Source organism: Leifsonia sp. NPDC058248 (assembly GCF_042881905.1).
Lineage (GTDB): Bacteria > Actinomycetota > Actinomycetes > Actinomycetales > Microbacteriaceae > Leifsonia.
In genome coordinates this window covers 56,979-77,459 of sequence record NZ_JBHVXB010000003.1, presented here as the reverse complement: position 1 = coordinate 77,459, position 20,481 = coordinate 56,979, and the positions used below count along the sequence as shown (strand labels likewise).

The 20,481-nt window shown below is 69.4% G+C and carries 23 protein-coding genes; 6 read left to right on the top strand and 17 right to left on the bottom strand.

Going from position 1 to position 20,481, the window contains the following annotated elements; genetic code table 11:
* Window positions 1-11: 11 nt before the first annotated feature.
* The 3 genes from ACFVV5_RS05790 to ACFVV5_RS05780 form a co-directional block, all read right to left on the bottom strand.
* Window positions 12-1,007 carry a LacI family DNA-binding transcriptional regulator gene (locus ACFVV5_RS05790; RefSeq protein ID WP_387240344.1) on the bottom strand — a complete coding sequence of 332 codons (996 nt, stop codon included), beginning with the start codon at window positions 1,005-1,007 and terminating at the stop codon, window positions 12-14.
* Window positions 1,004-2,065, bottom strand: coding sequence for a LacI family DNA-binding transcriptional regulator (locus ACFVV5_RS05785; protein ID WP_387240341.1), 1,062 nt, complete (start codon window positions 2,063-2,065; stop codon window positions 1,004-1,006). Before ACFVV5_RS05785 ends, ACFVV5_RS05790 begins: the two co-directional genes overlap by 4 nt.
* A gap of 347 nt (window positions 2,066-2,412) precedes the next feature.
* Window positions 2,413-3,801, bottom strand: coding sequence for an MFS transporter (locus ACFVV5_RS05780; protein ID WP_387240338.1), 1,389 nt, complete (start codon window positions 3,799-3,801; stop codon window positions 2,413-2,415).
* A gap of 57 nt (window positions 3,802-3,858) precedes the next feature.
* On the opposite strand from ACFVV5_RS05780, the gene soxR reads away from it, so the two are divergent.
* Window positions 3,859-4,362: a redox-sensitive transcriptional activator SoxR gene (gene soxR, locus ACFVV5_RS05775; protein WP_387240335.1), complete on the top strand. Its 504-nt coding sequence runs from the start codon at window positions 3,859-3,861 to the stop codon at window positions 4,360-4,362.
* A 67-nt stretch (window positions 4,363-4,429) separates the two neighbouring features.
* On the opposite strand, the gene ACFVV5_RS05770 is transcribed toward soxR, so the two are convergent.
* Together ACFVV5_RS05770 and ACFVV5_RS05765 are read right to left on the bottom strand one after the other, a co-directional pair.
* Window positions 4,430-5,410, bottom strand: coding sequence for a LacI family DNA-binding transcriptional regulator (locus tag ACFVV5_RS05770; protein ID WP_387241299.1), 981 nt, complete (start codon window positions 5,408-5,410; stop codon window positions 4,430-4,432).
* Between the two features lie 143 nt (window positions 5,411-5,553).
* On the bottom strand, window positions 5,554-6,954 hold the full coding sequence (locus tag ACFVV5_RS05765; RefSeq protein WP_387240332.1) for an APC family permease: 1,401 nt from the start codon (window positions 6,952-6,954) through the stop codon (window positions 5,554-5,556).
* A gap of 236 nt (window positions 6,955-7,190) precedes the next feature.
* Between ACFVV5_RS05765 and ACFVV5_RS05760 the strand changes: the two genes are divergently transcribed.
* Window positions 7,191-8,018 carry a tyrosine-protein phosphatase gene (locus ACFVV5_RS05760; protein WP_387240329.1) on the top strand — a complete coding sequence of 276 codons (828 nt, stop codon included), beginning with the start codon at window positions 7,191-7,193 and terminating at the stop codon, window positions 8,016-8,018.
* A gap of 21 nt (window positions 8,019-8,039) precedes the next feature.
* Here the strand turns inward: ACFVV5_RS05760 and ACFVV5_RS05755 are convergent, their stop codons facing one another.
* Window positions 8,040-8,309, bottom strand: a complete 270-nt coding sequence (locus ACFVV5_RS05755; protein ID WP_387240326.1) for a hypothetical protein — start codon at window positions 8,307-8,309, stop codon at window positions 8,040-8,042.
* Window positions 8,310-8,388: 79 nt separating this feature from the next.
* Window positions 8,389-9,513 (bottom strand): glutamate--cysteine ligase, encoded by a 1,125-nt coding sequence (locus tag ACFVV5_RS05750; RefSeq protein WP_387240323.1) that lies wholly within the window; start codon window positions 9,511-9,513, stop codon window positions 8,389-8,391.
* Between the two features lie 71 nt (window positions 9,514-9,584).
* On the opposite strand from ACFVV5_RS05750, the gene ACFVV5_RS05745 reads away from it, so the two are divergent.
* Together ACFVV5_RS05745 and ACFVV5_RS05740 are read left to right on the top strand one after the other, a co-directional pair.
* The gene (locus ACFVV5_RS05745) at window positions 9,585-10,292 is read left to right on the top strand and encodes a histidine phosphatase family protein (protein ID WP_387240320.1); all 708 of its coding nucleotides are present in this window, start codon (window positions 9,585-9,587) and stop codon (window positions 10,290-10,292) included.
* Window positions 10,293-10,364: 72 nt separating this feature from the next.
* On the top strand, window positions 10,365-11,351 hold the full coding sequence (locus ACFVV5_RS05740) for an acetylxylan esterase (RefSeq protein WP_387240318.1): 987 nt from the start codon (window positions 10,365-10,367) through the stop codon (window positions 11,349-11,351).
* 19 nt (window positions 11,352-11,370) lie between these two features.
* Here ACFVV5_RS05740 and ACFVV5_RS05735 read toward each other — a convergent pair whose 3' ends face one another.
* Complete coding sequence (locus tag ACFVV5_RS05735) at window positions 11,371-11,904, bottom strand: GNAT family N-acetyltransferase (RefSeq protein WP_387240315.1); 534 nt, start codon at window positions 11,902-11,904, stop codon at window positions 11,371-11,373.
* 182 nt (window positions 11,905-12,086) lie between these two features.
* Here ACFVV5_RS05735 and ACFVV5_RS05730 point away from each other — a divergent pair, with 182 nt between their 5' ends.
* Together ACFVV5_RS05730 and ACFVV5_RS05725 are read left to right on the top strand one after the other, a co-directional pair.
* On the top strand, window positions 12,087-12,425 hold the full coding sequence (locus ACFVV5_RS05730; RefSeq protein ID WP_387240312.1) for a hypothetical protein: 339 nt from the start codon (window positions 12,087-12,089) through the stop codon (window positions 12,423-12,425).
* A gap of 150 nt (window positions 12,426-12,575) precedes the next feature.
* Window positions 12,576-13,091: a hypothetical protein gene (locus ACFVV5_RS05725; protein WP_387240309.1), complete on the top strand. Its 516-nt coding sequence runs from the start codon at window positions 12,576-12,578 to the stop codon at window positions 13,089-13,091.
* 27 nt (window positions 13,092-13,118) lie between these two features.
* Here ACFVV5_RS05725 and ACFVV5_RS05720 read toward each other — a convergent pair whose 3' ends face one another.
* The 9 genes from ACFVV5_RS05720 to ACFVV5_RS05680 form a co-directional block, all read right to left on the bottom strand.
* Window positions 13,119-13,775, bottom strand: a complete 657-nt coding sequence (locus ACFVV5_RS05720; RefSeq protein WP_387240306.1) for a response regulator transcription factor — start codon at window positions 13,773-13,775, stop codon at window positions 13,119-13,121.
* Window positions 13,772-15,280, bottom strand: a complete 1,509-nt coding sequence (locus ACFVV5_RS05715) for an ATP-binding protein (RefSeq protein WP_387240303.1) — start codon at window positions 15,278-15,280, stop codon at window positions 13,772-13,774. Before ACFVV5_RS05715 ends, ACFVV5_RS05720 begins: the two co-directional genes overlap by 4 nt.
* 57 nt (window positions 15,281-15,337) lie before the next feature.
* Window positions 15,338-15,850, bottom strand: a complete 513-nt coding sequence (locus tag ACFVV5_RS05710) for an ASCH domain-containing protein (protein WP_387240300.1) — start codon at window positions 15,848-15,850, stop codon at window positions 15,338-15,340.
* The gene (locus ACFVV5_RS05705; protein ID WP_387240297.1) at window positions 15,847-16,554 is read right to left on the bottom strand and encodes an alpha/beta fold hydrolase; all 708 of its coding nucleotides are present in this window, start codon (window positions 16,552-16,554) and stop codon (window positions 15,847-15,849) included. Before ACFVV5_RS05705 ends, ACFVV5_RS05710 begins: the two co-directional genes overlap by 4 nt.
* Window positions 16,551-16,970, bottom strand: a complete 420-nt coding sequence (locus tag ACFVV5_RS05700) for a VOC family protein (RefSeq protein WP_387240295.1) — start codon at window positions 16,968-16,970, stop codon at window positions 16,551-16,553. The genes ACFVV5_RS05705 and ACFVV5_RS05700 overlap by 4 nt, the downstream gene beginning before the upstream one ends.
* A gap of 67 nt (window positions 16,971-17,037) precedes the next feature.
* Window positions 17,038-17,565, bottom strand: a complete 528-nt coding sequence (locus ACFVV5_RS05695; protein ID WP_387240292.1) for a hypothetical protein — start codon at window positions 17,563-17,565, stop codon at window positions 17,038-17,040.
* Window positions 17,566-17,611: 46 nt separating this feature from the next.
* A complete protein-coding gene (locus tag ACFVV5_RS05690) occupies window positions 17,612-17,821 on the bottom strand; it encodes a hypothetical protein (protein ID WP_387240290.1) in 210 nt (69 codons plus the stop codon).
* Window positions 17,790-18,125 carry a hypothetical protein gene (locus tag ACFVV5_RS05685; protein ID WP_387240288.1) on the bottom strand — a complete coding sequence of 112 codons (336 nt, stop codon included), beginning with the start codon at window positions 18,123-18,125 and terminating at the stop codon, window positions 17,790-17,792. The genes ACFVV5_RS05690 and ACFVV5_RS05685 overlap by 32 nt, the downstream gene beginning before the upstream one ends.
* 498 nt (window positions 18,126-18,623) lie before the next feature.
* Entirely contained in the window at window positions 18,624-20,423 is a 1,800-nt protein-coding gene (locus tag ACFVV5_RS05680; protein ID WP_387240285.1) for a WXG100 family type VII secretion target, read from the bottom strand.
* Between the last annotated feature and the right edge of the window lie 58 nt (window positions 20,424-20,481).

Below are 20,481 nucleotides of genomic sequence, written 5' to 3'. Positions count from 1 at the left end.
GATCTCCGGAGTCAGCCGCGCACGCACTCCGGCGTGGATGCGCGCAGGACGACCGTGCCGGCGAACGGTGCGGCGAGCGCTGCATCCGGCTCGTCGGCGAGGGCGAGCTCGAGAGCACGGGCGCCGATCTCGGCGAGCGGCAGCGCGACGGTGCTGAGCGACGGCGTCACATCCTGCACCAGCGGGATGTCATCGAAGCCGGCCACCGCGACGTCCGCTCCGGGGGCGAGGCCGGCATCGCGGAGCGCGGCCATCGCACCGACCGCCATCACGTCGGTGACAGCGAACACGCATCCGGGTCGGACGCCGTCGGCGAGCAGCGCGGCCATCGTCCGGTAGCCGCCGTCGCGCGAGAACGAGCCCGTCACCACCCGCGCATCCGGAACCACGTCGAGGAAGCCGGCCGTGCGGTCCCGCGCCGTCAGCAGGTTCTGCGGGCCGGCGAGCACCGCGAAGTCCGTGTAGCCGCGGCCGACCAGCGCGCGGGCGAGGTCGGCGGCGCCCTCGCGATTCCGGATGCCCACCGAGCGCACTCCCGGCAGCTCCGAGCCGATCAATGCAACCCGTGCTCCGCCGCGCTCGACCGCGTCCAGCTCGGCGGTGTCGGCGTCGAGCATCCGGCTGCCCGCCAGGATGACCGCCCGCGGCCGCTGCCCTTTCAGCGCGCCCAGGATCGCCGCTTCGCGGGAGGCGTCCGCCCCGGTGGCCGTGAGGGTGACGATCAGTCCGCGGGCATCCGCCACCCGGATCACGCCCGACGCGATCGACGAGAAGTAGGGGTCGGCGATGTCGCCGACCACGACGGCCACGGTGTTGCTGGTGCCGCGCGCCATCGCCTGGGCCTGCACGTTGGCGCTGTAGCCGAGTGCCGCCGCGGAGGCGAGCACCCGAGCCTGGAGGTCGGCGTTCACCGTGCGCGCGCTGCCGTTGAGGGCTCGGGATGCGGTGGCGAGCGAGACGCCGGCGTGCGCGGCGACCTGCGACAGCGTGGGGGCGCCCTCGGTCACCCGACGACCTGGCGCGTGCTGACGGCGGGGGTGCTGGCGCGGATGATCGGGTAGGCGGGGACCGTGCTCACGTGGCCGTCGGGTGTGAGCGCCCGCTTGATCGCCTCCTTGGCGACCGCGTCGAGGGCGACGTGCACGGTGGTCAGCGGCGGGACCACATCCCGTAGCGTCGTGATGTCGTCGAAGCCGGCCACCGCGATGTCGTCGGGGATGCGTCGCCCGCGGGCGCGCAGCCCGGCGATCGCTCCGAGCGCCATGTCGTCCGTGATCGCGAAGACGAGCTGCAGGCGCTGGAGCTCGTCGTCGTCCATGCCGAGGATGTGGTCGCGCGCGCCCTCCCAGCTGAACTCCGGATGCCGCACGACGGTGTCGATCCCGTCGGCGCCCGACTCCGCCATGCCGGCGACGAAGCCTTCGACGCGCTGCTGCATCGACAGCAGGGGCGTCGCACTGCCCAGCACCAGGGTGCGCCGGTAGCCGAGCGTCGCGAGCTCGGCGGCGAGCTGACGCGCCCCCTCGTGGTTGTCGAAGGCGACGGTCTCGAATGGCAGGTCGCTGCGGCTGATGAGCACGACCCGGCCGCCGGTCTCCTCGAAGCGGTGCAGCTCGGCGACGAGCTGGTCGCCGGAGGGCGGGTCCACATAGCCTGTTCCGGCCAGAATGATGGCCTGCGGCTGCTGGCCGCGCAGTTCGCGGACGAGGTCGAGTTCGCGGTCGACCCTCCGGTCGGTGACGGCGATGGAGACCCGCAGGTCGGATGCTTCGGCCTGCCGCATGATGGCGGCGGCCATCGCAGAGAAGTAGGGGTCGGAGATCCCGCTGATGATGAGAGCGACGGTGCGGGAGCTGCCGCGCGCGATGACCTGCGCGGCGAGGTTGGGCGTGTAGCCGAGCTCGCGGGCGGCGTCGGTCACACGTTTGCGGTAGCTCTCGGCGACCTTGCGGTCGCTGCCGTTCAGGACGCGCGACGCCGTGGGCTGCGACACCCCGGCGTGGCGGGCGACGTCGTCGAGCGTGACGGGCCGACGCGGCCCTGCGTCGCTCTGAGTATCGCTCACCGCCCCAGCCTACCGAACCCCCGCAGCCCTGGGAATGCGGATGCCCACCGTGTCCCGACGTGACGCACGGCGGTCGGATCGCGAGCATCCAGCGGAGTCGGGCGCCGAAGACGAGGGGCTTCGTGCACGAGCATCCGGAGTCGTATTCCGCGGTGTCCCCGCGCCGGTGGCCGGCTGTCGCTCGGATCCCGGGAATCGGGAGCCGTCCTGCGCCGGCGCGGGGAGTCTGGGGGCCGGCGATCACCCGCGGTCGGCCGTCGTTTGCCAGTAGATGTCGTCATCCCGGGCGCGTCGACGACATCTGGTGCCAAACGACGGCCCGGTTGGGCTGGCGCCGGCGCAGCCGCTCAGCGGCGCAGGATGCGCGGCCCGGCGGCGAAGGCGGCGACGCACAGCAGCGCCGTGCAGGCGAACGCCCCGGCGAACGGCCAGCCGCCGCCGAGCGGTGCGAGCGCCGAGAAGACGATCGCGGTCACGGCGAGGGCGATCGCCGACCCGATCGAGTCCGCGATCGACAGCGCCGAACTGTTGAAGCCCTGGTTCTCGATCGTCGAGTACTCGAGGGTGAGCACGCCGAGCCTCGGGTAGAGCAGTCCCATGCCCGCGCCCGCGAACGCCCAGCCGACGATGACGACCGCCGGAGACAGCCCGAAGACCGCCGTCACGAGGAGTGACGCGACCGCGAGGGACAGCCCGACCGCACCGAGGTACGCCGCCGTGCGATGCGTGATAGCCGGGAACCGTCCCTGCACCCACGACGCGGCGGCCCAGCTCAGCCCGGCGGCCGTCAGCGCCAGACCGGCGATCGTCGGCGACAGTCCGTGCTGACTGACCAGCAGGTACGGCACATAGACCTCGGACGCGAAAAAGGTTCCCGCGACGATCGCGCGCAACAGGATGACGCTCGGCAGGCCACGACCGGCGCGGAGCATCCCGGCAGGCATCAGGGGCCGCAATGCGAACAATGCGACCAGCACCCCGACGAACGGCGCGATCCATTGCACGGGACCGCGGGCCTCGGCGGCGAGGTTCAGCACGAGCACCGATCCGGCGACGAGGAGGGCCCAGCCGATGCGGCGGACGTTCCACGGGGCGCGCTCCTGGCTGGCATCCGGTGCGTGCACCCCGCGCATCGCAGGGACGACCATCAGCATGGCGAGCGCCACCAGGGCCACCACGCCCAGGAACACCCACCGCCAGCCGACAGTGTCGGCCAGCAGGCCGGCGATCACCGGACCGATCAGCGACGGGATGACCCAGGCGGCTGCGAATCCTGCGAAGATCCGCGGATGCAGCACGGGAGGGTAGACGCGCGCCACGATCACGTAGAGCGCCACGGTCAGCGCGCCGCCCCCGAGCCCGTGGACGAGGCGACCTGCGACGAAGACGCCCATGCTCGTGGCCGTTCCGGCGATCACCAGCCCGACGACGAACAGGCCGACGGATGCGAAGAGCGCGTTGCGCGGGCTGCCCCGGTCGGACCACGCCCCCGCGAGCACCATGCCGACCACGCTCACGGCGAGAGGACCGGCGAACGCGAACGCGTAGAGTCCGGCGCCGTCGAGTTCGCGGCTGATCGTCGGCATGATCGTCGTGACGGCCAGCGCTTCGAAGGCCGAGAGCATGATGAGGGCGCACATCCCGATGCTCACCCAGCGGTAGGGGGCGCTGAGCACGCCGCCGGGCGGCGGGAGGTCGGCGGATGCCGGGCCGCTCTGCTTGGGGGATGTGGTCATATCGACATTCTCCGTGCTCATGGTGCGAGCTTAGAACCTCAACTATGGTTGAGGTCAATGACGACGAAGGAACCGGTTCTCAGCGTCGGCGACCTCTCCGCCCGGAGCGGCGTCGCCGTCTCAGCTTTGCACTTCTACGAGCGGCAGGGGCTGATCGGGAGCGAACGCACCGCAGGAAACCAGCGCCGCTACCGGCGCGACGTGCTTCGGCGGGTCGCGTTCATCCGGGTCTCACAGCGTGTCGGGGTGCCGCTGGCCGACATCCGCACGGCCCTGGACTCGCTGCCAGAAGGACGCACCCCCACCAAGAAGGACTGGGCGCGGCTGTCGCGGCTGTGGCGCGATGAACTCGACGAGCGCATCCGGAGTCTGGAGCACCTGCGCAACGACCTGACCGGCTGCATCGGATGCGGCTGCCTCAGTCTGCGCACCTGCGCGCTGCAGAATCCGTCGGATGAGTTGGGTGCCGAAGGGCCCGGCCCGCGGCGCTGGATCGATGCGGACGCCGACGCAGCCGCAGCGCACCGGCCACCGCTCGCAGCCCCACCGCCCGACGCCTGACCGCCGACCGCGACGCCCGACCGCCGACCGCCCGACGCCTGACCGCCGACCGCCCGACGCCTGACCCCTACAGCGCTCGCGTCGACGACCGCACGATCAGCTCCGGCTGGATGTTCCCCGGCGTCGGCTCGGCGTGCCCCTCGATCTCGGCCAGCAGGCGGGCGACGCAGCGCCGCCCGAGCTCGGTGAAGTCCTGCCGCACCGTCGTGAGGGGCGGCCAGAAGTGGGCCGCCTCCGGGATGTCGTCGAACCCGACCACGCTGACGTCTCCCGGAACATCCCGTCCCAGCTCGTGCGCCGCATGGTAGAGGCCGAGCGCCATCTGGTCGTTGGAGGCGAAGACCGCCGTGACCGCCCGGTCGGCGAGCAGTTCGAGGCCGGCCGTGTAACCGCGCTCGCTCGTCCAATCGCCTGTGACGGGCGGCGGCACCGTGAGGCCGGCCGCGGCCATCTCCTGCTCGTAGCCGCGCAGCCGGGCCAGCGCCTCGATCCATTCGATCGGCCCGGTCAGGTGGACGATGCGCTCGTGGCCGAGGTCGATGAGGTGCCGCGTGGCCGCTCGGGCGCCGGCCGTCTGGTCGACGGAGAGCTCGCTGTCCGCATACTCGTGCCCGGCCTGCAATGTCACGTACGGCACGCCGACGTCGATCGCGCCGATCTCGTCGAGCACGCGGTCTTGCGGCGCGATGACGATGATGCCCTCGACGGCCTGCGCGATCAGGTGTTCGAGCCCGGCGGCGATGCCTTCGCGTGTCAGGTCGCCGAGGTGCGCGACGGTCACGTTGTAGCCGGCTTCGCGCCCCGCATCCTGGATCGCCCCCATGCTCGACACCGGCCCGTAGAGCGAGGCGGCGGACGAGGCGAGCACGCCGATCGTGTTCGACCGCGCCGTGACGAGGGCGCGGGCGGCACGGTTCGGCCGGTAGCGCAGCTCGTCCATGGCGTGAAGCACGCGGTCACGCGTCGAGTCCCGGATGCTCGCATGACCGTTGATCACCCGGGAGACGGTCTGGTGCGACACCCCGGCGAGGCGCGCGACATCCCGCATGCTCGCTGCTCTGCCCTGCGGCTGTTCGTGTGTCACGAAAACCCGTTCGATCGGTCGCACGCTCCCCAGCGGCGGTTGATTCCCCCATTATGCATGGGGACGCCATGATGCAGGGGGACGGCCCGCGCGGCGGCAGTGCGTCGTCAGGGAGTTCCGGCGGAGACCACGGCAGACGCTTCCGAGCCGACCACCGGGCGGCGCCGCGAGCGCATGACCAGTCCGACCAGCACGGCGATCGCCGCGAGGCCCACCGGGAACACCAGATGCCAGCCGGCGAGGACCAGGAGCCCGGCGGCGAACACGCAGGACAGCAGGGCCATCCACCAGCCGAACGACCAGCGGGGCAGCAGCACGAGCGCCGACGCGACGCCGACCGCGTACACCGCAGCAGCGATGCTCGTGTGGACGAGGATGAACGGCTGGAGATCGCCACTGGCCAGCACGACCACCGAGTACGCGGCCATGACCAGGGCGGAGAGCAGCAGGCCGCGGCGGGCCACTCCCCCGTTCTCCGCGCCCCGGCCGAACCAGCGGGGCAGGTCGCCGTCGCGTCCCATCGCGGCGCCGAGCTTGCTGAACGCAGCCAGGTATGCGTTGAAGACGCCGGTCACCACGATGGCGGCGATGACCGCGACGATGATGCCGCCGCCGCGGCCGGTGGACACGACCACGAGGTCGAGCAGTGGCACCTGACTCGTCGAGGCGCTTGCGCCGAGCACGAGCACCGTCACGGTCTGGATCGCGAGGTACGCGACCGACACGATGACCAGCGCCAGGGCGGTCGCCCGCGGGATGTCGCGGTGGGGGTTGCGGAACTCGCCGCCGATGCCCGCCACTGCCTCCCAGCCCGCGAACGCCCAGATGTAGAGGCTCATCGCGAGGCCGACGCCCTCCCAGCCGTGCGGGAGCAGCGGCTGCAGGTTGGCCGGCTCCCCGTGCGGGACGGCGGCGGCGAGCACGAACACCAGCACCGCCACGAGGGCGGCCGACAGCACCAGCTGCAGCCAGCCCGCGAATCGAACGCCGAAGGCCGTCACGATCACGGGGATGACCATCAGTCCGATCGCGATGAGCGTCGTGGTGAGAGCGTCGCCGCCGACCACCGCGACGACGTAGCGCGCCGTCATGAGCGCGGCGATCGGCGCCCCGATCGGTGTTCCGAAGAAGAACCAGTAGCTGATCACCCGCGCGGAGGTCGGACCGAAGGCGCGTCGCGCGAACGTAGCGACGCCGCCGGCATCCGGATGCCGTCTCGACAGCGCGGCGAACGTGGACGCCAGCGGGATGGAGATGATGGCGAGTGCGGCGACGGCGAGGATGGCGCCGGGACCGGCCGCGGCAGCGGCGAGCGCCGGCAGCACCAGGACCCCGGTGCCGAGGACCGCAGCGACGTACAGTGCGGTGCCGCCGGCCAGGCCGAGGTGGCCGTGCGCGACTGCCGGTTGCGCTGCGGGCGCCGGCGACGAGGACGGGACGAGCGCCGCGACGGCGGCGCTGCCGGCCCTCCCCTGGGCATGCCGCATCGATGGCCCGGTCTTCGTCATGTGTCCATGATGGGTCGGGCCACCGACAACGTGCCACCGACATCCTGCCAACGAGCGGCCACCGGATGCCGGGTCATCCCGCGACCGGGGAGAACGTCACACGTCCCGCGGTCTTCGCTGCGGGCGCGTTCTTCATCCGAAAGGGGTGATGTGAACGCGCGGCGGCCGAATTAGCGTCGCGCTCGTGCCTCTCGGCCCCGCGCCGGGACACCGGTGACAGAGAAGAAGGCGGGATCATGACGAATGAGTCATCCGGGAACACGACACCGGCGGCCGGCGCGAGCATTGCGATCGCCACGGTGCCCAATCTGCGAGACCTCGGCGGCTGGAGCACGTCGAACGGAACAGTGCGTCGCGGTCAGGTGTATCGGTCGGCGGAGTTCTCCGATCTCGAGGGGCCGGATGCGAAAGCGTTCGCCGACCTCGGGATCCGCACGGTCTTCGACATGCGCACCGAGGACGAACGCGACCAGCAGCCGAACACGGTGCCCGAGGGCACGGGCTACGTCATCGTCGACATCTTCGCCGACCGGACCGGCGCCGCCCCCGCGCAACTCCTCGCCGTGCTGGGCGACCCGGCCGCTGCCGAGGCGCTCCTCGGCGGCGGTAAGGCAGTCGCCCTGTTCGAAGGGGCGTACCGCGAGCTCATCGCATTGCCGAGCGCCGTGAACGGCTATCGCGAGTTCTTCACCGACCTGGCGGACCCGTCGATGGTGCCGGCCGTCTTCCACTGCACCACCGGCAAGGACCGCACAGGCTGGGGCGCGGCCGCCCTTCTCCTTCTCCTCGGCGTCGGGTACGACGACGTCATGGAGGACTACCTGCTGACGAACGAGCAGTTGCTGCCGTCTTTGCAGACCATCCTCGATCGATTCGCCGCGGCAGGCGGGGACCCCGCACTGCTGATGCCGGTTCTCGGTGTGCAGCGCGAGTACCTCGAAGCCGCCATGGACGAGATGAGACGCACCTACGGCGACGTCGAGACCTATTTCACCGACGGGCTCGGCATCGACGCCGAGACGATCGCGAAACTCCGCTCGACTCTCGTCGCGCCGACCAACTGACCGACACAGCGCTCGCGCCGATCACAACCCCGCCTGAGCAGCCAGCATCTCCACGGCGATCCGCCAGTCGCGCACAGTGGAGCCGTCGCCGAGCTCCTCCTCGCCGGGCAGCTGGGCGCGGAAGGTCGGCCACAACTCGCCGGGCACGCGCACCTCTTCGACCAGCCCGAGATATTCGCCGCCGTAGTAGACCTCCCAGGCGGCCGCGGCGGTGGGACTGTACATGAGCGTCAGAGGCAGTGCGCCGTAGCTGTACACCGCATGCTGATGCGCCAATTCCTTCCCCGACATGGCCGTAAGGATAGGCGTGTTCCGGGCGTGCAGGAAGGCTCGGGACGCAGAATGACGCCCGACGACCAGCGGCGACGCCTCAGGCCACCGACAATCCGGCCCCGGCCGCCGCACCGCCCGAGGCGTGCGTCACCGCCACCGCCTCTTCGACGACGTCGCGCAGGTGCCCGCGACGCCCGAACGCCTCGCGCTGCCGGCCCGCTCCGCCGCCGGTCGTGAGCATCCGCTTCAGTCCTTCGCGGACTTCGACCTCATCGCCGTTCGCGACCAGCGCGCGGTCGACGTGGGCGACCAGGGCCGCCACGGCCTCCCGCGCGTCACCCCCGCGTCCATGCTCCGGATGCGGCAGCCGGCCGGCCACGCCGGTGAGCGCCGCCTGCCAGCCGGCCAGGCGCAGAGCCGCTGACGGGATGGAGACCGGAGGGATCCCGGCACGCCACTCCTCGGCGGCCGTGTCGACGAGGGCTCGCACGAGGGCGGCGAGGATCGCGGTGTCGCGGGCGTCGAGGCAGACGTCGGCGACCCGCACCTCCACGGTCGGCTGCTTGCGCGAGAGCCGGGCGTCGAGGTAGAGCATCCCGGGGTCGAGGATGACTTCTGTGTCGACCAGCACCTGCTCGTAGGTGTCGTATGCGTCGACCGAGCCGAAGACGTCCGTGGGGCCGGCCACCTGCCACTGGTGCCAGGCAGCGAAACGGAAACTCGCGTAGCCGGTGTCCACACCGTTGGCGAACGGCGAGTTGGCGCTGAGCGCGAGGAGCACATGCAGCCAGTTGCGGATGCGGTCGAGGATCGCGACGCCTTCTTCGCGCGATTCGATCGACACGTGCACGTGACAGCCGCAGACGAGGGTCCCCCGTGCGGTGATCCCGTAATGCTCCAGCATCGTGCCGTAGCGGCTGTTGACGGTCGGATGGGGGCGCACATGCATCGGCGACATCGCGAGGGCCGCCGCCCGTGCCCCGAACGGCCTTACGAGCGAGTCGGCGCGCGTCCGTCCGGTGACCACGTCGGAGAGGATGGCCGTGGTCGTCAGCTGCGGCCGGCTCTGCGCCTCGATCATCTCCTGGTGGATCTCCGAGTCGAGCTCGGGACCGTCTCCGGACTCCTGCGCGTTCGCGAGCGCCTGCGGCGCGAGAGCGAGCGGCAGGCCGGTGTGCACATCGACCAGGAGGAGTTCCTCTTCCACCCCGAAAGTCCTCATAAGCGCAGTATGACGACCCCGGCGAAAAAGACCAAGAGTTCCTCAACTCTTCTCGGCGTACACTCCGGCGCATGACGGCGCGAACGGTGATCCTGGTCCGGCATGGAGAGAGCACCGCCAACGTGGCGGCGACTGCTGCGGAGGCGGCAGGCCTCGAGGTCATCGCGGTCGGGACCCGCGACGCCGACGTGCCTCTGTCGGCGCTGGGCGAGCGGCAGGCGACGGCGCTGGGCGAACGGCTGAGCGCCGAGCTGGACGGACGGCCCGCGGATGCACGGGTCTGGAGCTCGCCGTATCGGAGAGCGCAGGACACGGCGCGCCTCGCCCTCGGAGACACGGCTCCGTTCACGATCGACGAACGCCTGCGCGACCGCGAGATCGGCATACTCGACACTCTCACCGTCCTCGGCGTCGACGTCCGGCTGCCGGAGGAGGCGGCACGGCGCCGGCGGCTCGGCAAGTTCTACTACCGTCCGCCGGGCGGGGAGGCGTGGACGGATGTGGCGCTGCGTCTGCGCTCGTTCATGAGCGACGTCGACTGGGACGACGAACGCCCGATCGTCGTCTTCACGCACGACGCCGTCGTCAGCCTCTTCCTCTACATTCTCCTGGGCTTCACGGAGGTGGAGCTGCACGAGTTCCTCGTGACGCGGGTGGTGGGAAACGCGTCGGTGACCCGGGTGTCGCAGGACTCCAACGGACCGTGGCGCGTCGAGGAGTTCTCCGACGACCGACACCTCGACGGCATGCTGCGGCGCGGCTGGGCTCCGCGCGGCTAGGCTCGGCGCAGACTCCTCCGTTCACGACCGCGTCCTCGACCGCGTCCCCGACCACCGCGATGGGATACCGCCTTGGCCTTCTACGACCTGCCCCTGGAACAACTCCGCACCTACTCGCCGGCCGTCCGGCGTGCGTCCGATCTCGACGCGTTCTGGCGCGGCACCCTCGACGAGGCCGCCGCGCATCCGCTCGACGTGCGCCTGACGCCTGTGGACACCGGGTACGTGCTCGTCGACACGTTCGACGTCGAGTTCAGCGGATTCGCCGGCGACCGCATCCGGGGCTGGCTGCGCGTGCCGCGCGGGAGCGAGCCGGGCACCCTGCCGGCCGTGGTGCAGTTCGTGGGCTACGGCGGCGGACGCGGACTCGCCGGCGAGCCGTCCGGCTGGGCGCAGGCCGGCTACGCGCACTTCGTGATGGACACCCGCGGTCAGGGTTCGGGCTGGAGTGCCGGGGACACCGCGGACGCGCTGCACGGCGCGGCCGAGCCCGAGCATCCGGGGTTCATGACCCGCGGCATCCGCCATCGTGACACCTACTACTACCGGCGCCTCTTCACGGATGCGGTGCGCGCGATCGAGGCGGTGCGCGGACTCGACCTCGTCGACCCCGGTCTGGTGTTCGCCACCGGAGGCAGCCAGGGCGGCGGGATCGGCCTGGCCGTCGCGGGTCTCGTGCCGGGACTGGCCGGAGTGATGGCCGACGTGCCGTTCCTGTGCCACTTCGAGCGGGCCATCACCATCACGGACGACAACCCGTTCGCCGAGATCGCGAGCTACCTGCGGGTGCATCGAGACGCCGTCGAGACGGTGCTCGACACGCTCTCCAACTTCGACGGCGTCAATCTGGTCGAATCGGCCGACGCGCCCGCCCTGTTCTCGGTGGCGCTGATGGACCAGATCGTGCCGCCGTCGACGGTGTTCGCCGCCTACAACGCCTATCCGGCCGCGAAGGAGATCGTCGTGTACCCGTTCAACGGGCACGAGGGCGGCCTCGCCCTGCAGGAGGAGCGCAAGCTCCGCTGGGCGAACGCGCGGGTCGCCGAGCTGCGCGGCTGAGCATCCGGATGCTGGCGCCTCAGCGATCCAGCCGGCGCGCCAGCACCTGGCCCGGCCACGCCCCGACCGTGAAGCTGTCGGTGCGCGTGTAGCCGCACGCCTCGTAGAACCGCACCAGGTCGCCGGTGCCGCCGGCGTAGCAGTCCACCCGAAGCAGGTCGACGCCCGCGGCCAGCGCCTGATCATCCGCGAACGCCAGCAGTCCGCGGCCGGTCCCCTTCGCACGAGGGTCGCGCGACCCGATGAGCACCTTCACGTAGAGCTCGGGCTCCGTCGCCGGCGGAACATAGTCGGTGGCCTCCCCGAGCACCAGGGCACCGCACACCCCGGCTTCCGGATGCTCAGCTACCCACGCGCCCGGCTCGCCGCACCATCCGGTCACCCGGTCGACCTGCCGTTGCTGCGACGAGAAGGGCTCCCGCCCCCACTGGCCGTCGTTGCCGATCCGGACGAACCAGGCGATGGCGTCGTCGAAGAGCTGGAGGACCGCCTCGGCGTCGGCGGGGGTTGCGCGGCGGATGCTCGTGGTCCGGTCGGTCACGGCTTCGGTCATGGTCGTCCTCTCGTGGCGTCGGCGATGGGCGTCTGTTCGGCTGGGCGATAAGAACATTCTCATCCCCGGGCGGTGATCGCCGGCGCTCCGAAGGGGACAATGGACGGGACAGCCACAGACGGGCACGGAATCGGCGGGACCGGACCCGGCGGGATCGGACTCGGGCGGGATCGGAAGACACGATGGAGCAGCAGAGGCGACCGCGCCGCTGGGCGTTCGCGCTCGGTGCCGCCGCGTCCGTGATCCTTCTCGCAGCCGCCGCTGTGTTCGTCGCCGTCTCCACGGGCCTGCCCGATCAGCCCGGCGAATCCGTCGGAGTCAGCGGGGTGACCGTGGGGAACGTGACCGGCGCGACTCCGACGCCCACGCCGAGTGGGACACCCGCTGTGACGCCGACACCTGCCCCGACCGGTGCGGTCACCGTGCCGGATCCGACGCCCGTCCCCGCGGACGACCACGGCGGAGACAACGGGAACAGCGGCAAAGGCGGCAGCGGCGGTCACGGCAGCGACGACGGCTGAGTCGAAGCTCGCGCGCCGCATCCTGTGCCGCGGCTAAGAGACCTCTCATCGCCAGCTTTCCGTCACCTTAGAGTCGGCCGCGAAGGTGGGGATATGGCAATCCGCCAGTCACCACCCGCCGCCGACGCGGCGCAGACGAAAGGACGAACGATGTCCGTTCTCACCAGCAAGCGTTCGAAGCTCATCGCCTCCGCGATCGTCGCGGCAGCGCTCACGGCCGGGGGCGCCGGAGTCGCCGTCGCCGCCACTGCGACCCAGCCGACGGTCGTCGACGACCACGGCGGCAACCGCACCGCCAGCGACGACCCGACGTCGGCGCCCACCTCGATCCCGGCTCCGACCACAACCCCGACTCCGCGCCCGATTCCGCCGGTCGTGCCGGCGCCGATCGTGCCGGCCGTCCCCTCCCCCGCTCCCTCACCGCGGGTCGACGACAACCCGCACCCGGACGACAACCCGCACACCGGGGGCGACGTGCGCGGCGAGATCGAGCCCGGCGACGATCACGGCGGCGAGGTCGAGCCCGGGGACGATCACGGCGGCGACCGTGGCGACGACACGGGCAGCCACGACAACAGCGGTCCCGGCAGCGACGACTCCGGCGGCAGCGGCGACTCCGGCAGCAGCGGCCACGGCGGTCACGACGACGGCCCGAACCACCAGTAACAGCGCCGGCCCGGGTGGGCTATCGGCTCACACGAGCCGGTAGCCCATTCCGCGTACCGTCTCGATCCGCTCGGCACCGAACTTCTGTCGCAGGTACCCCACGTAGACATCCACGACGTTCGAGCCCGGATCGAAGTCGAACCCCCACACCCGGCTCAGAAGCTGCTCACGGCTCAGCACCTGACCGGGATGCCGCAGGAACTCCTCCGCGAGCGCGAACTCCCGCGCCGACAGGTCGACCTGCCGTCCCTTGGCCGTCGCACGCCTGGTCCGTGTGTCGAGCTGCAGACCGTCGGCTTCGAGCACCGTCTCCACCGCCTTCGACGCGTCACTCAGCCGCAACCGGATGCGCGCCAGCAGTTCGTCGAACCGGAACGGTTTGGGCATGTAGTCGTTGGCGCCGCCTTCCAGGCTCGCGAGCACGTCCTCCGTCGACGAGCGCGCCGTGAGTACGATCACCGGCAGTCTCGACCCCGCCGCACGCAGTCTCCGCATCACCTCGTGGCCGTCGAGCCCCGGGAGGCCGATGTCGAGCACGAGCAGGTCGAAGTCTCCGGTGGACGCGCTGCTCAGAGCATCCGGACCCGTGCGCACCACCGTCGCCTGGAAACCGGCAGCCTTGAGCCCTTTCTCGATGAAGGAGGCGATGCGGTCCTCGTCTTCGGCGATGAGAATGCCGGTCATGTGGTGCCTTTCGCTGGGCCCGCCAAGGGGCGCGCCGCCGGGTGCGCGAAGGGGAGCTCGATGGTGAAGGTCGCACCCTGGCCGGGCTCCGAGTCGACGGTGACGAAACCTCCGTGCGCGGCGGCGATGCTCGCGACGATGGCCAGCCCGAGACCGGAGCCCCCGGGGCCGCGACCATGCTCCGACGAGCCCCGCTGGAAGCGTTCGAAGATGCGCGCTTGGGCGTCGACCGGGATGCCCGGCCCGAAGTCGCGCACCCAGAACCGGAGGCGGTCCGTTCCGCTTCGCATGCTGCCGAGCTCGATCCGCCCGCCGCCCGCCTGACCGTGCGCCACGGCGTTCGCTGCGAGCTGCAGCATGGCTTGGGTGATCCGGTCGGCGTCCAGCTCGGCGGTGCCGTCAGCGTGCTGGGTGACCACCCACTCGCGATCGGCGATCGCCGCCGCTTTCGCCCGGATGCGCTCGGTCAGGTCGGCGACGTCGACGGTCTCGATCCTGAGGTCTCCCGCACGCCCGGCGCCGGCAAGTCGGGTGATGTCGGCGACCAGGCCGCTCATCCGGTCGAGCTCGTCGATGGCGAGATCCCGTGACGCCGCGACGTCGGAAGGGTCGTCGACGTCGACGAGCTCGAGGTGGCCTCGTACGATCGTCAGCGGGGTCTTCAGCTCGTGCCCGACGTCGTCGAGGAGCTGCCGCTGTGCGGTGAGAGCGCCTTCGAGGCGGTCGAGCATCCCGTTGACGGTGGTGGTCAGCTGCGAGATGTCGTCGTCGCCGACCACCGGGATGCGCTCGGTCAGATCGGAGGCGTTGATCCGGTTCGTGGCTTCGGTCAGGGCCCGGATGGGCCGCAGCAGTCGTCCTGCGACGAACCAGCCCACGATCCCCACCACCACGAGGGCGATCGCGGCGACGATCGCGTAGGTGCGGAACGCCTCGGTGAGCGGCCGCAGTTCGGCCCGCAGGTCGACCGCCGCCACGAATATGCCCGTGCGGGCATCCGTCGTCACCTTCACCGGTGTCGCGATGTAGCGGAGCGTGCGGTCGCCGGGGGTCGTGATCGTTCCCCGGACGACGTCGCCCGCTGCCGTCTCGGCGGCGACCCTCGTCACCAGTGCCCGGTCGGCGTCGATCCGGAAGTCGACACTGCCGCCGGGCGAGAGTGCGGCCGCGCCCCCGATGATCGCCAGACTGGACTCGTTCGCCCCGGGGCGCAGGCGCTGGATGATCGCGGTCATGACGTCGTCCAGGGTGGTCGCGCCGGAGTCCGTCGCCACGAGTTTCGCGTCGCTGACGAGGGAGGAGAGACGATCGTCCACCGTCATCAGCACACGCTCGCGCTGAACCAGGTACGCGGTCGTGCCGGCGACGACCATCCCGAGTCCGGCGACGAGGAGGAGGGTGGCGAGGATGCGCACGCGCACCGACAGCCGAACCGGGCGCACGCGGCTTCGCGGGCGCGCGCCGCCCGAGCGCACCTCTGCGGGCTCGGGCGTCGAGTCGGACATCTGCTCATTATCGACGGCATCGTGCCCGCTGGGCCCGCCTCGCCGGTGAGAATGCTCTTAGTCGGTCTCCGGATGCTCGTCGGCGGGTGCCGTCCAGACGACGTCGAACCGCTCGAAGACGATGGGCAGTTCGCGCTCCCAGGCGATGCCGATGGCCGCGCACGAGCGACGCCAGAACTTCTCGTGCTCGACCAGCCACGAGTCGCGGCTGCGGTCGTCTTCGCCCTCGTCGGAGGCGAAGTCCGCGTCCACGCTGTCGATCGTTCCGAGCCGGAGTTCGGTGCTCCGCAAGATCGCCCGTGGCCGACCGCGCGAGTCGCAGGCGATCCAGTGGCTCCCGATGCGCGGCAGCGGGGCACCTTCGTGCTCGTACTCCGCGACCAGGGACGAAGTCGCCGTCTTCGTGCCGTCGAGCACCAGGCCGAGGAGTTGCTCGCACAGCGCAGGGTTGTCGCCGAACCGTTCGACGCTGGGCGGCCCTTCCCCTGCGGTCGCGCGCGGGTGAGCCGCGGCGTACTCATTCCAGATCTCGTGGGCGGCTGGGACGTCGACGGGGGCGAGTTCGGTCACCGTTCGAGTATGGCCTGCGCGGGATCCCTTCGCCGTCCGGGGGCGAGCACGAGCTCGGCCACCTGCTCCGGATGCGAGAGCGCCGCGAGATGGCCGCCGTCGACCTCGTCGACCGGCAGCCCCAGCCGCTCTGCGGCCACGCGTCGCTGGAAGCCGAGCGGGAAGAACCGGTCGTCGCGCCCCGCGATCACCCGCGTCGGCACGTCCGGCCACGCGTCGAAGGCGCACGGCGTCGCGAAGGCGGCTTCCGACTCGGAGCCTCCGACGTGCAGGAGTCCTTCGCGGATCTCCGGCGTCAGGTCGTGGGTGAAGTAGGTGTCGAGGTCGAACTCGGCGTCGGGGTCGCGCCCTGCGGCGTGGTCGCTTTCGCGGATGGCGTCTGCGTGCCCGGTCGCTTCCCACCACTCGCCTGCGGTTTCGCCGGGTTCGGGGATCATCGCGTTCAGGAACACGAGTCCTGTGACGGGTAGCCGTGGGGCGGCGAGCGCCACCGTGAATGCGCCCATCGATTGTGCGACGAGCACGATGTCGCTGCGGTCTCCTGCCGCGGCGATCACGGCTTCTGTGTATTCGGTGAGCCCGTTGTCTCCACCGACTTCGAAGTCGACGGCGATCGCCTCGTGACCGCGCTGTTGGAGCTCGTTCACGACGAGATGCCAGATCCAGCCTGCTCCTCCCGCGCCGGGCAGCATCAGGTGGGTCATGAGATGGTGACGGTGCCGTCGTCGGCGATGGCCCAGCTCGGGTTGTAGGCGACCTCCCACACGTGTCCGTCGAGGTCGGCGAAGTAGCCCGAGTACCCGCCCCAGAACACGTGTTCGGCGGGTTTCAGGATGCGGGCGCCTGCCGCTTCGGCTTGCGCGAAGACGGCGTCGACGTCTTCGACGGACCGTTCGTTGATGGCGATCGTGACCCCGCTGAAGGTGCCGTCGATCGGGTGCCGCGCATCGTCGGCGAGGTCGTCTCGGCCGAACAGCGCGAGCCCCATGCCGGGCAACTGGTAGAAGCAGACGCCTTCGGGCGCGCTGGCCGGCGTCCAGCCGAGGCCGTTCTCGTAGAAGTCCCGCGCTCGCGCGAGGTCTGCGACGCCGAGCGTGATGAGTGTGATCCGCTGTTCCATGCCGCGACGATACTGCCCGCCGGCGACACTCGGCTACGCCGAGCGCCTCACCTCAGTTCGCCTCACCTCAGTAAGCGTCGCCCGGCCACTGATCCTCGTCCAGGGTGAAGCACGCGGAAAACGAGTCGACGTGGAGCACACCGTCGGACCAGACCGTCAAGTAGTAGTTAGCACCGTCGTCCGCTTTGAGGACGACCATGTCATCGCCATCCCACGCCTTCTCGATCCGGACGTCGAAGCCCGGTTTGTTCCGGTAGTGTTCTGCAATTTCCGTCATCAATCCGCGGATGTCCGGATCACCCTTGAACGTGACCTCGCCCTGATCGGGCCACGAATAGCTGTCGCTGGTGCATGCGAGCAGATATGCGGTGTCGAGCTGTCGGTACTCCTCGACATACTTCTCCGGTATCACCGACACCACGCGCTTCCCCTCCGCAAGCACGTCGGTCTTGGCCCTATCTACGGTCAGATCCGGATCCACACGCTGAACGCGCATGCACCCTGCGAGTAGCACGCCGATGAGACCGAGACAGGCAATGCCAAGTCCTGATCTGCGAATCTTCCGCCGGCGACCGTTCGATGAGTCGTTCATCACGTGAGACGCCACCACCGGACAAGTGCTCCTCGGCCCTTCGCGCCCTTCAATATGCATCGCCGGGCCACTGATCTTCATCCAGCGTGAAGCACGCCGAGAACGAGTCGACGTGGAGCACACCGTCGGACCAAACTGTCAAGTAGTAGTTGGCACCATCGTCGCTTGAAATGACGACCCTGTCGCCGCCATCCCACCTCTTTATGTTCTTGACGGAGAAGCCAGATCTACTGCGGTAGTCCTCGGAGATCAGCGTCACTGTCGCTCGTACACGACAACAAATGCGTAGTGTCAAGCTGCTGATACTCCTCGACCAGCCCTTCCGAGATCAGTGAGACCATTCGCTTTCCCTCGGCGAGCACCTCGGCCTTGGCCTTCTCCACGGTCAGGTCCGGATCGACGGGCTGAATGCGAATGCACCCTGTCAGCGACACCGAGATGAGGCCGAGAACGACAACTCCAAGTCCTGGTCTGACATTCATTGGGCTCGTCCCGACAATGTCGAGCACTCGATCGTTGACGTTGGCTTGCGTATGGTCGGTGCCGCCTTTTCCTGTGTGCACTCGCTCAATAGTTGGCCCCGGGGTCCGCATCGGCCGGCAGCCGGAAACAGGGTGAGAAGGATGCAATTTCGAGTCGCGTGTTTGAGGACCGCGGCCCAATTAGATAGAGGGCTCCGTCAGATCCCTCGAGACTCAGCTCTGGCTGCCCGTTCGCGGTCGTCCGTTCCGCAACAATGAATTCAGGGCTGTCCTTCCAGTGAACCGCCACTAAGTTCAATAGACGCGAAGCATCTGGAGCGCCTTTCAAAGCCACGCGTGTGTGTCCGGTCCACTGATAAGAGTCCGTCGTGCACGAGAGCAGAATGCCAGTTTCTGCTTGTTGGATTGACGCAACGAACTCGAGCGGTACGAGTGCGGAGATTTGGTCCTCGATGGATAGCGCCACACGCTTGGCATCGCCAACCGTGAGTCGACTCACACCATGTTCCATGGAACAGCCTCCGAGGCTTATCAGAATGACAATGGCCAAAGCCGTAGCCGCTGGCCTCCTAAGTAGGATCAACCGAAAATGCTCGCTTCCACGTCCGCCTGAACTTGTCGATTGGCCTTACTGTCCGTCGCAACCAGGTTGTGGTTAGCCAGCAAGGCGCCTTGGTCAACCCAAACGGGGAGACCGAACGGTCCGGAGACCACCGGGTCGACCGGTCCCTCGTAGTGGAACTTCTCAAACGCTGAATTCGCATTCGGGGTATTTCCTGCCCAGACGACGCCAGTTTGTTGCGCCTCCTGCAACAGGTCGTAATAGGAGTGGTCTGTGTACCTTGTCGTCGGAGATGGCCGCCACCGAGCAGGCATTCCAGCGCCAGACAGTGAAACGACCTGGCTGTACCCTGAACCAGCTACTTCGGATGCCGCGATATTGGCGAGACCCCAACTGTGGCCGATTGCGGTGGTTCGAGACGCTGTCAGCAGGGGATCCAGGCTGATCCCGTGGCTGAAATCTGCAAGTTGTGCACCAGCTGCGGCCGTTCGGCGCAGGTCGTTAGCCTCCCCGATTCGAGAAAAGTCGGCAGCGCTAGATGCATCGGAAGCGCCGGGAAATACACCGTCTTTGTAGACGAATGCCACCGCCTCTCTCGGGTGGGCTGCGACAAGATAGGCGGCAAATTGTTGCACTCTCTTGGAATAGAACGCATTGAGGTTGGTGAAGGTGCCCGGAACATAGGTAATCGCGCGCGCCGTGTCGGCCGACGGTGTGCCGAGCATCTCGATGATGCGTGATTTCTCGGGTTGGAACAGATAGAGCTGGACCGTGGGATTGTCACCCACCGCGTCGCGCAGATATTTGAGTTCCTTTTCGAGTTGTTCGACGGTCCCCGCGTACCCATCCACGTGCGCTCCTGCCGCGAGCGACAACTGATTTCCTGCGGCGCGCAGTCGCGCGATCAGCGCCTCATTGTGCGCGATTCGTCCTTCGGCATTCAACTTGTTCGCAGCGACACGAACAAGGGCAGGCAAACCGTTGAGGTTGCCGATGATGGTGGGGATTGCGGTGATCAGGGCGAGTTGTTCGGCGGATGGGGTGCCGGGGGTGGGTCCGTTCATGGCGGTCCACCAGGCGGCGACGGCGGGCGGGTCGGCGGTGGTGAGTTTGTCGGCGAGGTCGGGGTGGGTCTGGAGGAGGACGATGAGGTCGGTGGCGGACAGGCCGGTGAGCATCCGGAGCAGGGCATCCGGTGCGCTAGTGCGGATCACCGCCGGGGTGAAGGGTGCCGTTCTGCCGAGCACCTCCGGACCGGACAGGCCGGACATGCACGCTTGGTCGGCGTGCCGGCGCCAGGTGACCAGGTGCTCCCACTGGGTGTCGACCTGGGTCAGCAGCGACGTGTTCTCGGCGATGGTCTCGGTGTAGCCGGCGCGGCTGGCCAGGATGCTGCTGGTGCGCACGTCCCGGTCGAGAGCCCGCTCCTGGGCGAGGACCCGATCGTCGGCCCGATGCGACGCCGCCAGCAAGGCCCGTGCGCTGGTCAGCGCGTCGGTCGCCGACCGGCGCCGGGCCTCCAGGGCCTTCTGCTGGTCTTTGATCTGCTGGACCTGACCGGCATAGTCGTGCAACGCGCTCGCCTGCGCCTCCAGGCCACGAGACAACAGGAGCAGATCGGGGGCGACCGCGTCCATCGCCGTCGTAAAGGCGGCCTGCGCCTTCCCCGTCCACGCCGACCCCGTCACCGTCTTCTCAGCCGCGACCACATCCGCATGCACTGCACGCAGCTCGACCGCCTTCGCCGACCGCTCCCGCGCCAGCGCACGAATCCCCGCCGGCTCACCGACCCCCGGATCGGCCACGATCTCACCCATCAGAACACCCGCGCCAACAGACCGACGACGGCGATGCACATACTGACTCCCCCTAGCG